Source organism: Niveispirillum fermenti, assembly GCF_052474395.1.
The window spans coordinates 463,026-476,375 of sequence record NZ_CP156678.1; the positions used below are offsets into that span (position 1 = coordinate 463,026).

10 protein-coding genes are annotated in these 13,350 nt (G+C 70.3%); 9 read left to right on the forward strand and 1 reads right to left on the reverse strand.

Going from position 1 to position 13,350, the window contains the following annotated elements:
* Positions 1 to 54: 54 nt before the first annotated feature.
* On the forward strand, positions 55 to 1,173 hold the full coding sequence (locus ABC728_RS01820) for an aldose epimerase family protein (RefSeq protein ID WP_445376318.1): 1,119 nt from the start codon (positions 55 to 57) through the stop codon (positions 1,171 to 1,173).
* A gap of 111 nt (positions 1,174 to 1,284) precedes the next feature.
* On the opposite strand, the gene ABC728_RS01825 is transcribed toward ABC728_RS01820, so the two are convergent.
* A complete protein-coding gene (locus ABC728_RS01825) occupies positions 1,285 to 3,003 on the reverse strand; it encodes a class I adenylate-forming enzyme family protein (protein WP_416618586.1) in 1,719 nt (572 codons plus the stop codon).
* A gap of 116 nt (positions 3,004 to 3,119) precedes the next feature.
* Here ABC728_RS01825 and ABC728_RS01830 point away from each other — a divergent pair, with 116 nt between their 5' ends.
* The 8 genes from ABC728_RS01830 (at position 3,120) to ABC728_RS01865 (ending at position 13,325) form a co-directional block, all read left to right on the forward strand.
* Positions 3,120 to 4,178 (forward strand): NAD(P)H-dependent amine dehydrogenase family protein, encoded by a 1,059-nt coding sequence (locus tag ABC728_RS01830; protein ID WP_416618585.1) that lies wholly within the window; start codon positions 3,120 to 3,122, stop codon positions 4,176 to 4,178.
* Positions 4,175 to 5,332, forward strand: a complete 1,158-nt coding sequence (locus ABC728_RS01835; RefSeq protein ID WP_416618584.1) for a thiolase family protein — start codon at positions 4,175 to 4,177, stop codon at positions 5,330 to 5,332. Before ABC728_RS01830 ends, ABC728_RS01835 begins: the two co-directional genes overlap by 4 nt.
* A gap of 132 nt (positions 5,333 to 5,464) precedes the next feature.
* The gene (locus ABC728_RS01840; RefSeq protein ID WP_416618583.1) at positions 5,465 to 5,980 is read left to right on the forward strand and encodes a sigma-70 family RNA polymerase sigma factor; all 516 of its coding nucleotides are present in this window, start codon (positions 5,465 to 5,467) and stop codon (positions 5,978 to 5,980) included.
* A gap of 5 nt (positions 5,981 to 5,985) precedes the next feature.
* The gene (locus ABC728_RS01845; RefSeq protein ID WP_416618582.1) at positions 5,986 to 6,816 is read left to right on the forward strand and encodes an anti-sigma factor family protein; all 831 of its coding nucleotides are present in this window, start codon (positions 5,986 to 5,988) and stop codon (positions 6,814 to 6,816) included.
* A 318-nt stretch (positions 6,817 to 7,134) separates the two neighbouring features.
* Entirely contained in the window at positions 7,135 to 7,455 is a 321-nt protein-coding gene (locus tag ABC728_RS01850; RefSeq protein ID WP_416618581.1) for a hypothetical protein, read from the forward strand.
* Between the two features lie 203 nt (positions 7,456 to 7,658).
* Positions 7,659 to 8,813 (forward strand): TolC family protein, encoded by a 1,155-nt coding sequence (locus ABC728_RS01855; protein ID WP_445376308.1) that lies wholly within the window; start codon positions 7,659 to 7,661, stop codon positions 8,811 to 8,813.
* A 5-nt stretch (positions 8,814 to 8,818) separates the two neighbouring features.
* Positions 8,819 to 10,069, forward strand: coding sequence for an efflux RND transporter periplasmic adaptor subunit (locus ABC728_RS01860; RefSeq protein WP_416618579.1), 1,251 nt, complete (start codon positions 8,819 to 8,821; stop codon positions 10,067 to 10,069).
* Between the two features lie 10 nt (positions 10,070 to 10,079).
* A complete protein-coding gene (locus ABC728_RS01865) occupies positions 10,080 to 13,325 on the forward strand; it encodes an efflux RND transporter permease subunit (RefSeq protein WP_416618578.1) in 3,246 nt (1,081 codons plus the stop codon).
* The last annotated feature ends 25 nt before the right edge of the window (positions 13,326 to 13,350 follow it).

The window sequence follows — 13,350 nt, forward strand, 5'->3', positions numbered from 1 at the left end:
CCGCCCTTTGACCATCCCCATTCCTCCCGTTCTTCCGACGAGGCCCCGATGAACATGCAGGTTCCAGCCGCCTCCGCCGCCGGCGGTTCCGCTTTCCCGCCGGTGCCGGGCCGCAGCCTGTTCGGCACCCTGCCGGACGGCCGGGTGGTGGAGGCGGTGACCATCGCCGATGCACGCGGGATGACGGCCCGGCTGATCACCCTGGGGGCGGGCCTGCAGGGGCTGTGGGTGCCCGACCGGGCGGGGCGGATGGGTGATGTCGTGCTGGGGCATGACGATCTGGCGGGCTATGTGGAACGGCGCAGCTTTCTGGGCGGCATTGTCGGGCGCTGTGCCAACCGTATCGCGGGCGGGCGCTTCCGGCTGGATGGCCGTGCCTTCCAGGTGCCCTGCAATGACGGGCCGAACAGCCTGCATGGCGGGAACCAGGGGCTGGACATGCGGCTATGGACGCTGGAGGCGGTGACGCCCGGCAGCGCCACTTTCCGCTATGACAGCCCCGACGGGGAGGAAGGATATCCGGGCGCCCTGTCCATCCGCGCCGTCTATGCGCTGGACGGGCAGGGGGCGCTGTCCCTGACCCTGACGGCGCAGACCGACGCGCCCACCATCGTCAATCTGTCCAGCCATGCCTATTTCAATCTGGGCGGGGCGGTGGCCGGCGGTGACGTGCTGGACCATGTGCTGACCCTGGCAGCCGACCGGTTCACGCCCGTGGACGCTACCCTGATCCCCACTGGCGCGCTGTCATCCGTAGCGGGCACTGTGTTCGATTTCCGCACGCCGCACAGGATCGGCGACCGCATCCGTGACGCGGGCGACGCGCAGTTGCGGCTGGGCCGCGGCTATGACCATAATTTCGCCCTGCGGGCTGGTGGCGGGCCGAACCCGGAACCGGCCGCCCGCCTGGAACACCCGGCCACGGGCCGCGTGATGGAACTGGCGACCACCGAACCGGGGCTGCAATTCTATTCCGGCAATGCCCTGGCGGGCGATCTGGCCGGCAAGGGCGGACGGCTCTACCGCCAATCCGCCGGGCTGTGCCTGGAACCCCAGCGCTTCCCCGATGCCATCAACCAGCCGGATTTTCCCAGCCCCCGGCTGGACCCCGGCCAGACCTACCGCCATGTGTCGGTCTACCGCTTCTCCACCCTGGCGGGTGCCGGGGGATGATCCGCCTCCAAGCCCGCAATCTGGCACGGCGGCGGCTGCCGCCGTGCCGCTTGTGCGGCGTTTGAGGTGCCGAAAACCTTGACCATCGGTCAAGATTTTCGGCCGCTGGCATTAAGCCGCGTCCAGGGCGGCCAGGACCTGGGCGCGCAACTGGTCGCGCTGCACCTTGTTCATGGCGTTGCGCGGCAGGACGGGCAGCAGCACCAGCCGCTCGGGCCGTTTGAAAACGGCGACGTCGGCGCGCTTCAGCCAGTCCAGCACATCGGCCAGGGTCGGTTCCGCCCCGTCGCGCGGCACCAGCGCCACGGCCACCCGCTCGCCCAGATCGGGGTCGGGGATGCCGACGGTTGCCGCCTCACGCGCCTGCGGCAGGCCGGTCAGCAACTCGTCCAGTTCGGCGGGGGAGATGTTGACCCCACCGCGCACGATGATCTCCTTGCAGCGGCCCACGAACCGGTAGAAACGTGACAGCGCCCCCGTGCCCGCAATTTCGAACAGGTCGCCCGTGCGGTACCAGCCCTGATCGTCGAACGCCGCCGCCGTCAGGTGCGGGGATCGCCAATAGCCGCTGAAGGTCGCAGCCCCCGTGATGCGCAGTTCGCCCGGCCGGCCCGGAACGGTGATCTCCTCTCCCGTGTCCGGGTCTGCCAGGCGCGTGCGGATCACGCGGTGGACAATGCTGTCGAAATCCTGCCCCGCCGCCCCGAACCGGGGGAAATACCGTGCGCGCTCCGTGGGGTCCGGCACGTCGCCGGGGCTGGAGAACAGCGACGCCCCCTCGTTTGACCCGAAGATGTTGCAGATCTCGATCCCGTGCTGTTCCTTCCATCCCTCGATCAGCCAGGGCGACAGTGGTGCCGAGCCGGAGCCGATGGCCCGCAGGGCCGACAGGTCCGTGCCGCGCATCAGGTCGGGCTGCTTCAGCAGGGCCGTCAGCACCGCCGGGGGCGCTATGGTATAGGTCACCCGTTCCGCCGCCGCCTGGGCCAGGAACAAGGGCAGGTCGAACGGATGGTGCAGGACCAGACGGCCGCGCAGCAGCAGCCAGGGCATCACCTGTCCGCCAATCGACCCGATATTGACCAGAGGGAACGGGTTCAGCAGCACGTCGCCGTCCCGCATGCCGGCCGCTTCCGCCACGATGCGGGCGTTCAGTACCCAATGATTATGGTCGCGTGGCACGCCCTTGGACCGGCTTTCCGTGCCCGAGGTCCAGCAGATGGTCAGCACCTCGCCGCCGGCCGTGGGGTTGGCGGCGACATGGGCCGCGACCGGAGCCGGATCGGCGGCCGCCATGGCCGCGCGCAGGTCCGCTTCCCGGTCCGTTCCCTCGGCACTGGTCGCCAGCAGCAGCAGGCGCAGGCCCGGCCGGCTGGCCAGAAGGCCTGCCGCCATGGCGGCATGGTCGTGCTTATGGAATGTGGGTACTGTAATGAAAGCCTTGGGCGTGGTCAGGTCGAAGATGTGCGACAGCTCGTGCTCACGATATTGCATAACCACGGGGCTGATGATCAGGCCCAGCCGCGCGGCTGCCAGGAACAGGATCACGGCGTCGGTCGTGTTGGGAAGCTGGACGCAAATCACGTCGTCCTTGACCAGCCCCGCCGCCAGCAGGGCCGCGGCCATTCGTTCCACGCGGTCGCGCACCTGCGCCCAGGTCAGCCGTTCCTGCGGCTGTCCGTCCAGCAGGGGCCGGTTGGGCGGATCGATCAGGGCCAGGGCGTCGGGGGCGGCCGCGGCCGTCTGCTGGAACATGGCGTCGACGGTGGTCCCCGCCCACCAGCCGCGGGCCTCGTAATCGGCGATGCGCGCCGCGTCGGTCGTGAACATGGGTCCTCCCTGCTGGATGCATCTTGTCATTCACCGAATTATGTGGCTTTCATAACAATACTTACTGTCCTGATCAACTGTCTGCGCCGTTCCGGGCGCAAATATGGGGCTTCCGCATGGTGCGTGTCATCCAATGGGCAACGGGATCGATGGGGCGCACGTCGCTTCGCCGGATCATCGACCATCCCGACCTGGAACTTGCCGGTGTCTATGTATATGGCGCCAAGAAGGCCGGCACGGATGCCGGGGCGCTGGCCAAGCGGCCGGAAACCGGCATCCTGGCCACCGCCGACATCGAGGAGATTCTGGCCACGCCGGCCGATCTGGTGTTGCACACGCCGCGCATCACCCTGCCATATGAGGCGTTGGCCGACGATGTGATCCGGCTGCTGCGGTCGGGCAAGAACGTCATTTCGCTGGCCGGCTTCCACTGGCCGGCGGCGCAGTCCGGCGATTACGCCGCGCGCCTGCATGAGGCGGCGCTGGAAGGCGGGGTGACGCTGGCCGGGCTGGGGGTCAATCCCGGCATGGTGGTGGAACGGCTGGCCCTGACCGCCACGGGCCTGTGCGCGCGGGTGGACCGGATCGGCATCAGCGAGATGGTCGACGCCTCGGCCATGACCGCGGCACCCTTCGTGTTCGACCTGATGGGGCTGGGCAGCGACCCGGCGGTGAACGATATCCGCAAGGGTCCGCTGGCCACGCTCTATGCCAAGCTGTTCGGGGAGGTGCTGCAATTCGCGGCCCACGCGCTTGGCACCAGGCTGGTCACCGTCACGCCCGACCATCAGTTGACGCTGGCCCCGCGCGACGTGGTGATCCCGGCCGGCACCATCCCGGCGGGCACGGTGGCGGCGACCGAGTGGCGCTGGCTGGCCCTGATGGAGAACGGGGCCGAACTGCTGCTTTCCATCCTGTGGACGGCTGACCCGGCGCTGCATCCCGATCGGGGCAGCGGACACTGGACCATCACGATCGACGGGCGGCCCACGATCCGCATGACCCTGGATATCGGCGAGGCCGATCCCGCGGCCCCCCCCACCCGCGCCCTGGCCGACGCCACGGTGGCCGTCGCCTTCAACGCCATCCCCGACGTGCTGGCCGCCCCGCCGGGCCTGTTCGCCTATCGCCCCCCCGGTCCCTGGCGGCCCCGGCTGAACGGGGGCGGGGCATGAAGGGCGCCTATATCCATGATGCCGTGCGCACGCCGCGAGGCCGTGCCCATGCCGAAGGCGGCCTGGCCGCCCTGACGCCGGCCGGGCTGCTGGCCGGGCTGGGCACGGCCCTGGCCGACCGGGGCCGGCCCGCGGGCATGCTGGCCGATCAGGTCATCATCGGCTGCGTCGGTCAGGTGGGTGCCCAGGGCGGGCATGTGGCCATGGTGGCCAAGCTGGCCGGCCTGTGCGCCGATGGCGTGCCGGTCCATTCCATCAACAATTTCTGCGCCTCGGGCCTGTCGGCCATCGGCCAGGCCGCGGCGCTGGTGACGGCGGGCCAGGCCCGGCATGTGCTGGCGGGCGGGGTGGAGATGATGTCCCGCGTGCCCTTCATGGGCGACAATGCGGATTATTATACGGCTGCCGACCTGCCGCCTGTTCGCCGCTATATCCCCGTGGCGCTGGCGGCCGATCTGCTGGCCGGCAGGCTGGGCGTGTCGCGGGCCGAACTGGACGCCATGGCCCTGATGTCGCAGCAGCGCGCGGCGGCGGCGGAGGCCCGGCCGGCGCTGAACGCCTCGCGCATTCCCGCCGGCCGGCTGACGGGCGAGGAACTGCCCCGCGAGACGCGGGCCGACGGGCTGGCGGCCCTGCGCCCGGCCTTCGCCAAGCTGGCCGATGCCTATCGCCCGGCCCTGGACGGTGCGGCCCTGGACCATCGCCACACCGTGGCCCATGCCCCGCCCATGGCGGATGGGGCGGGGCTGGCCCTGGTGGGCGGCCCCGGCGGCGAACGCCCGCCGCGGGCCCGCATCCTGGCCTATGCCGAAGCCGGCGGCGATCCGCGCGACAGCCTGATGGCCGGCTTCACGGCCATGGATCAGGCCCTGGCCCGGGCCGGGCTGGGGCTGGCCGACATGGACCGGGTGGAATTCATGGAGGCCTTTGCGGTCACCATCGCCGCCTTCCTGCGGGACCGGGCCATCGATCCGGCGCGCGTGAATGTCGGCGGCGGGCATCTGGCCAAGGGCCATCCGATGGGTGCCACGGGGGCCATCCTGCTGTCTGCACTGCTGGACGCGCTGGACGAGGCCGACGGCACGCTGGGACTGGTCGTGGCGACGGGTGCGCAGGGTGTGGGCGTGGCCCTGGTGGTGGAGCGCCTGGCCTGACGGCCGGCCCTTTTCGCCGGGACGGTGCGTTCCGGCAAATAATGCGGGGGTGCAGGGAATAAAGGCGGGACTGGTGCGTATATCGCTGGTAGCCTTTCCCGCAACAGACCGAGCGCCAGAGCCCTGTCCCCCGTGCTGCCCGACATCACCCTTCATATCCCCGCCATGCGGCGTTATGCGCTGGTCCTGACGCGCGACCGCCACCGGGTGGAAGACCTGGTTCAGGAAAGCCTGGCGCGGGCGCTGGCCGCGCACCGCACCTGGAAGCCGGGGTCCAACATGCGCACCTGGCTTCTGTCCATCGTCCATAACAGCTTCGTTTCCGGCTGGCGGCGGGAGCGGGTGGAATTGTCGGCACTGGACGGGGCCGCCGCGGCCCTGCCGCCGGGCGCCGGCCCGGCCCGGCCAGACATGCAGGTGGAGGTGCAGCAGGTGATCGACCGGCTGCTGGCGCTGCCCGACGGCATGCGTGAAATCCTGCTGCTGGCCGTGGTGGAGGAGATGAGTTATCGCGAGATCGCGGAGATGCTGGGCATCCCCATGGGCACCGTCATGTCCCGGCTGGCCCGCGCCCGTGCCGCCCTGCGCGAGCAGGTGGAGGGGGCCGCCGTTCCCACCCGCCGCCCCGCGCTGAAGCTGGTGGAGTAGGCCGCATGCCGCCCTTCGACCCCATCACCGAGGATGACCTGAATGCCTTCATCGACGGTGGCCTGGATGTGGGCCGCCGTGCCGATGTCGAGCGCTGGCTGGCCCGCCATCCGGAGGAGGCGGCCCGGGTCATGGCCGATCTGGGCACCGCCGACCTGCTGCGCGTCGGCCTGGGGGAAGACCGGTTCGACGCGCCGCCGGACGCCGCCACGCGACAGCTTGCCGGCCGCCTGCGCCGCCGCCTGCTGGTCGATCAGGCCGGCCATGTGCTGCGGCGGGTGGCGGCCGTGGTCGTGCTGCTGGGTGCCGGATATGGCATCAACTGGCTTGTGCCGGGCTATCTGTCGCTGGCGGAGGCGGCGCATCGGGTCCCACTGTTCGCCGACGAGGCGGCGGAGGCCTATCGCACCGCCATGCGGGAGGATATCGCCACGCGCGGCCTGACCTATGCCGACACGGCGGTGCCGGCCCGGCTGGCGGCCCTGCATGCGGGGCGGCCGCCGCTGCCCGTGCCGGGGCCGCCGACGCCCAAATGGCGCCTGCTGGGCGCCCAGCTTACGGCCTGGGACAATGGCGACGCCATCCAGGTCTTCTGGCAGCATGACAGGAAGGGCACCGTCGTCCTGTTCGTGGCCGAGGATACGGCCACCGCCATGCCGCAGACCCTGCCCCCGACCCTGGGCCACACGGATGAGGGGGAGGTGGTCTATTGGCGATCCGGCCCCTATGTCTATGCCCTGTTGGGCAACGCCGACACGCGGGTCCTGGAACGGGTTGCCCAGCTTGTCGCCAGCCCCGACCCCCAGGCTGTCGGGGCCGCTCTGGTGGACCCGTGAAGCCCCGCTTCCGGATCGGTCGCGGGGAGATGGCCATCGGTGTGGCGCTCAACCTGCTGCTGATCTGGCTGCTGCTGGGCTGATGGCACTTTGCGGGAGACGGGGGAGACCGGAAAGGCGGGAGACGGGGAAGCGGATGCCCCCCTTTACCGCGACCGTGACCGTGACTTTTATCGCGATGGGGGTAAGGCGGCCTGCGTCGTTTTTCCCTTGACCCTATAGCGGCTGGAGGTTGCAGGCTCCTCCTCGTGCCGCCCGCCGCCGGTCTTTTCCGTGCGGGCTTGTCTTCGCCGCCTGCTGCCCCTATGGTCGCGTCCCATGCGCCTGATCGCCCTTCTTGCCATCCTGCTGGCCCTGTTCATCACGCCCCCTGGCCATGGCCATGTGGTGGATGCGGGGCATGTGCATGCGCAAGGGGAAGGGCCGGGTGAGGGGGACCCCGCCGCGCATGACGGCGTGGCGGGCAAGCTCTGCTTCGACTGCCATCATGGCTGCGGCCATGTGCATGCCGCCAGCCCCGTGCCCGCGCAGCGCATGGTCATGCCTGTGGTCTGGATGCCGGCCCGCTATCTGCTGGTCGAAACGCCACCACCGGCCACCGCCGATCTAAGCCCGCCCTATAAACCCCCGCGTGCCTGACGCCTGAACCGGATGTGGTTCGGGGCCGACCGGCCCCTGCCGCGTCCCGTCCTGGTGCTTTCACGCGGAGAGAACATGCGTTTGCTGACCGCAACCGCCCTGGCCCTTTGCATGGGCTGGGTGCCGGTGGCCGCCGCGCAGGGTGCGCGCGCCACCGATCCCCCCTTTCCGGGCTGCCGGCCCGCCTGGACCCGGCTGAAGCCGTGGCCCTGGCCTTGGCCCGGTCCCCCCGTACCGCAGCCGCTGCCGCCCGGCTGGATGCCGCGGCCGGTGCCGCGCAGCAGGCCGCGGCGCTGCCCAATCCCGAACTGTCCGTGGAGATGGAGAATTTCCGCGGCTCCGGCCCCTATCGTGGCTTCGACAGTGTGGAGACCACCTACAGCCTGTCGCAGACCATCGAGCTTGGGGGCAAGCGCGGGGCACGGAAAGATGCCGCGGCCGCCGCGCGCGATGCCAGCCGGCAGGACCTGGCACTGGCCCGGCAGGACCTGGCCCGCGACGTGCGCCAGGCCTTCACGGCCGCTGTGGCCGCCACGGCCGAGCGGCGGCTGGCCGCCGAGCGTGTCCGGCTGGCGCAGGAGACGGAACGGTCCATCCAGGCCCGCGTCGATGCCGGGCGAGAGGCCCCGCCCCAGGCCGGCCGTGCCGGCATCGACCGCCGTCAGGCTGAAATCGCGCTGGCCCGCGCCGGCCGTGACGAGGCGGCTGCGCGGCAGTCGCTGGCCACCCTGCTGAACCTGCCTGCCATCGATGCCGCGCTGGAGGATGGCTGGTTCATGCGCACCGGCCACCCGGCCCCGCCGCCGGTGCCGGCTGGCGATCCCGGCCGCAGCCCGGAGATCGGCCGGCTGGAGGCGCAGGTGCGGCAGGGCCATGCCGAGCTGGCGCAGGAGAAGGGGCGCGTCGTGCCCGACCTGACCGTATCGGCCGGCTTCCGCCGGTTCCGCGACAGCGGGGACAACGCCTTCCTGGTCGGCGTCAGCGTGCCCATTCCGCTGTTCGACCAGAATCGCGGCGCCATTGCCCGGGCCCGGGCCGAAATGGTGGCTGCCGAGGCCGACCTGGCGACCGCGCGGATGGAACAGGAGCGCAACCGGGCGCTGGCCCGCGCCCGGTTCGACAGTGCGCGCGAACAGGCCGATGCCCTGCGCGACCAGATCGTGCCGACGGCGCGTCAGGCGCTGGACAATGTCAATGAAGGGTATCGCCAGGGCAAGTTCGGCTATCTGGACGTGCTGGACGCGCAGCGGACCCTGTTCGATGTCGAGCGCGACCTGATCGAGGCGCTGCGCGGCTTCCATGATGCGCGGGCCGAGCTTGAACGGCTGGGTGCCGCTGCCCCCGACGGGGAGGAATGATCCCGATGAAGACGAGACTGATCGGTATTTCGGTGGCCGCCCTGGTGGTGGCCGGCATCGGCTATGCCGTTTTCGAAAGCGGCCACGACCATGACCATGACCATGACCATGACCATGACCATGGCGTTGCGGCCGGCCATGCCGCCGGCGACGGGCACGATCATGCGGGTGGCGACGGGCACGATCATGAGGGCGAGGAAGGGGTGATCCACCTGACCGAAGCCCAGATCGCCCGGGCCGGCATCCGGCTGGTTGCGGCAGCCCCCGGCGAGGTGGCGGCCGAACTGCGCGTGTCAGGCACTGTTGCGGCCGATGACGAGCGCATGGCCCATGTCACGACCCGCGCGCCGGGCGTGGTCGCCGAACTGCACAAGCAGTTGGGTGAGCCTGTGGCGGCCGGCGACCTGCTGGCCGTGCTGGAAAGCCGCGACCTGGCCGACGCCAAGGCCGCCTTCCTGTCGGCCCTGCGCCATGACGCGCTGGCCGCGACCAACCTGAAGCGGGAGGAGGAACTGTGGCGGAAGAAAATCTCCGCCGAGCAGGATTACCTGGATGCCCGTACCAATGCGGCCACGGCCCGCATCACCCTGGACGCCGCGCGCCAGCGGCTGGCGGCCCTGGGCCTGTCGCGGGCGGATATCGATGGCCTGCCGCGGCAGGACCCCGGCACCCTGGCCCGGCTGGAAATCCGGTCCCCCATCGCCGGCAGCGTCACCTGGCGCGAGGGCGTGCGTGGCGAGCTGCTGGCGGCGGAGAAGGAGATATTCACCATCGCCGACCTGTCGGAAGTCTGGGTCGAACTGCCCGTCTATGCCAGGGACGTGGCGCAGGTGCGGGCCGGCCAGACGGTCGCCCTGACGGGTCCCGATGGCCAGAAGGGAACGGGACGGGTGATCTTCGCCGGCCCCACGCTGGACCCGCAGACGGGGGCCGCCCGTGTGGTGGCCAGCCTGGACAATGCCGATGGCGGCTGGCGGCCGGGCGACTTCGCGGCCGGGGTGATCCGGGCCGGCGGCCTGCCGGCCGACGTCACGGTGCCGGCCGACGCCATCCAGGCCATCAAGGGTGAGGACGTGGTCTTCGTGCGCAATGCCGAAGGGTTCGAAATGCGCGCCGTGGAGGTCGGCCGCCGCAACAGCGCGGTGGCGGAAATCACCTTCGGGCTGTTCCCCGGCGACGTGGTGGCCAGCGGCAACAGCTTCGTCCTTAAGGCCGAGGCATCGCGCAGCGAAGCCGAACATTCGCACGCGCATTGAGGGGGCCGGCATGATCGAACGCATCCTCTCCCTTTCCGTGCAGCGACGGTATCTGGTGGTGCTGCTGGTGGCGGTGGCGGCGGCCTTCGGGCTGCAATCGCTGCTGCGCCTGCCCATCGACGCCGTGCCCGACATCACGAACAACCAGATCCAGATCACCACGCTGGCCCCCGCCCTGTCGCCGTTCGAGGTGGAGCAGCAGGTGACCTTCCCCGTGGAAACGGCGCTGGCCGGCATCGCCGGCCTGGAAAGCACCCGGTCCATCTCGGTCAACGGCCTGTCGCAGGTGACCGCCATCTTCCAGGAGACGGTGGATATCTATTTCGCCCGCCAGCAGGTGGGCGAACGGCTGACCGAGGCCAGGGAGCAACTGCCCCCGGGCCTGACCCCGACCATGGGTCCGATCTCCACGGGTCTGGGCGAGGTCTATATGTGGACCGTGGAATATGCCCCGTTCGACGCCGGCGCGGCGCGGGCGGGACAGCCCGGCTGGCAGCCCGACGGCAGCTATCTGACCCCCGAGGGCGAAAGGCTGGCCGACGAGGTGGAGCGGGCCACATATCTGCGCACGGTCCAGGACTGGATCGTCACGCCGCAGATGAAGGGCGTGGCCGGGGTGGCCGGCATCGACACGATCGGCGGCCATGAGCGTCAGTACCATGTGCTGCCGGACCCGGGAAAGCTGATCGCCTTCGGCATCTCCTTCGCCGACCTGACACGGGCGCTGGAGAATGCCAACCAGAGCCTGGGCGCCGGCCAGCTTGAGCGCAACGGCGAACTGTTCATCGTGCGGGCCGACGGTCGCCTGTCGGGGCCGGAGCAGATCGCCGGTGTCGTCGTGGCCACCCGCGGCGGCGTGCCCGTGCGCCTGGGCGACGTGGCACAGGTGCGGCCAGGCCAGGCGGTACGCACCGGCAGCGCCAGCGAGAACGGCCGGGAAGTGGTGGTCGGCACGGCCCTGATGCTGATCGGCCAGAACAGCCGCACGGTGGCCGCCGCCGTCGATGCCCGGCTGGAGATCATCCGCGCTTCCCTGCCGGCCGACATCCTGGCCAAGACGGTGCTGGACCGCACCGACCTGGTGAACGCCACCATCAGGACGGTGGCGAAGAACCTGACCGAGGGTGCGCTTCTGGTCATCGCCGTGCTGTTCGGGCTGCTGGGTAATTTCCGCGCCGCCCTGATCACGGCGGCCGTCATTCCCGTGACCATGCTGCTGACGGCCACCGGCATGCTGGAGGCCGGCGTCAGCGCCAACCTGATGAGCCTGGGGGCCCTGGATTTCGGCCTGATCGTCGACGGTGCCGTCATCATCGCGGAAAACTGCCTGCGCCGCCTGGGGGAACGCCAGCATGCGCTGGGGCGGGTCCTGACGCTGGAGGAACGGCTGGGAGAGGTGACACTGGCCGCCAGGGAGATGATCCAGCCCACCGTCTATGGCCAGGCCATCATCATCACCGTCTATCTGCCGCTGCTGACCTTCACGGGGGTGGAAGGCAAGATGTTCGAGCCGATGGCGCTGACCGTCATCATCGCGCTGGCGGCGGCCTTCGTCCTGTCGCTGACGCTGGTGCCGGCCATGATCGCCATCTTCGTCAAGGGCCGGGTGGAGGAGAAGGAGAACGCCGTCATCGCGCGGGCCGGCCGCATCTACCAGCCGCTTCTGGAAAAGGCCCTGCGGCGGCCGCTGCGCATGTCGGCGCTGGCCACCGGCCTGTTTGCCGGCAGCCTGCTGCTGTTCGGCCAGTTGGGCCAGGAATTCATCCCGCAACTGGATGAAGGCGATGTGGCGCTGAATTCCTTCCGCATCCCGTCGACGGGCCTGCCGCTGGCCACGGCACAGCAGATGGAGATCGAGAAGGCCGTGACCGCCTTTCCGGAGGTGGCCTTCGCCTTCTCCAAGACCGGCACGGCGGAGATCGGGACGGATGTGATGCCCCCCGGCATCTCCCACATGTTCGTGATGCTGAAGCCGCGTGACCAGTGGCCCGATCGCAGCCTTTCCAAGGCGGACCTGATCCGCCGGCTGGAAGCCGCCGTGGCCGAACTGCCGGGACAGGTCTACGAGGTCAGCCAGCCCATCCAGCTCCGCTTCAACGAGTTGCTGGCCGGGGTGCGCGGCGACGTCGCCATCAAGGTGTTCGGCGACGATTTCGACACGCTGCTGGACACGGCGAACACCATTGCGTCCCAGGTTCGCGGCATCGACGGTGCCGCCGACGTGCGGGTGGAGCAGGTGTCGGGTGCGTCCTTCCTGAACGTCACCGTGGACCGGGACCGTGCCGCCCGTTTCGGCCTGTCGGTGGCCGAGGTGCAGGAGGTGCTCGCCATGGCGGTCGGCGGTCGGGAAGCCGGCCTGATCTATCAGGGCGACCGCCGGTTCGACATCGTGGCCCTGCTGCCCGGCGGCCTGCGCAACGATCCCGACGCGCTGAAGGCCCTGCCCATCCCCCTGCCGCCCGATGCCGCCGGCAATGCCCGGACCGTGCCGCTGGGGCAGGTGGCGCGTTTCGACGTCGCCGAAGGGCCCAACCAGATCAGCCGCGAGAACGGCAAGCGCCGCATCGTGGTGCAGGCCAATGTCCGGGGCCGCGATATCGGGTCCTTCGTGGCGGAGGCGCAGCAGGCCATCGCCGCCAATGTGGCGGTGCCGGCCGGCTACTGGATCGACTGGGGCGGGCAGTTCGAGAACCTGATCGCGGCGCGCGAGCGGCTGATGGTCGTGGTGCCGGCCTGCTTCGCGCTGATCTTCCTGCTGCTCTACAGCGCGCTGGGCACTGCGCGGGATGCCGCCCTGGTGTTCAGCGGCGTGCCGCTGGCGCTGACGGGCGGCATCCTGGCGCTGTTCCTGCGGGGGATGCCGTTTTCCATCTCCGCCGCGGTGGGCATGATTGCGCTGTCGGGCATCGCCGTGCTGAACGGCCTGGTCATGCTGTCCCATATCCGGCAGTTGCGCCAGGGCGGCATGGACCTGGACCGGGCCGTGCGGCAAGGCGCGCGCACCCGCCTGCGGCCCGTTTTGATGACGGCGCTGGTGGCCAGCCTGGGCTTCGTGCCCATGGCCCTGTCCACCAGCGTCGGGGCGGAGGTGCAGCGGCCCATCGCCACGGTGGTCATCGGCGGCCTGTTCACGGCCACGCTGCTGACCCTGCTGGTGCTGCCGGCGCTATACCGCCGCTTCGCGGCACCTGTGCCGGTTGCCGCCCAATCGGAAGGCACGACGGTTTCCGGACGATCCGTCGACCAGGCTGGATGACGCGGGCCGGGTGGGGTGGGGCCGG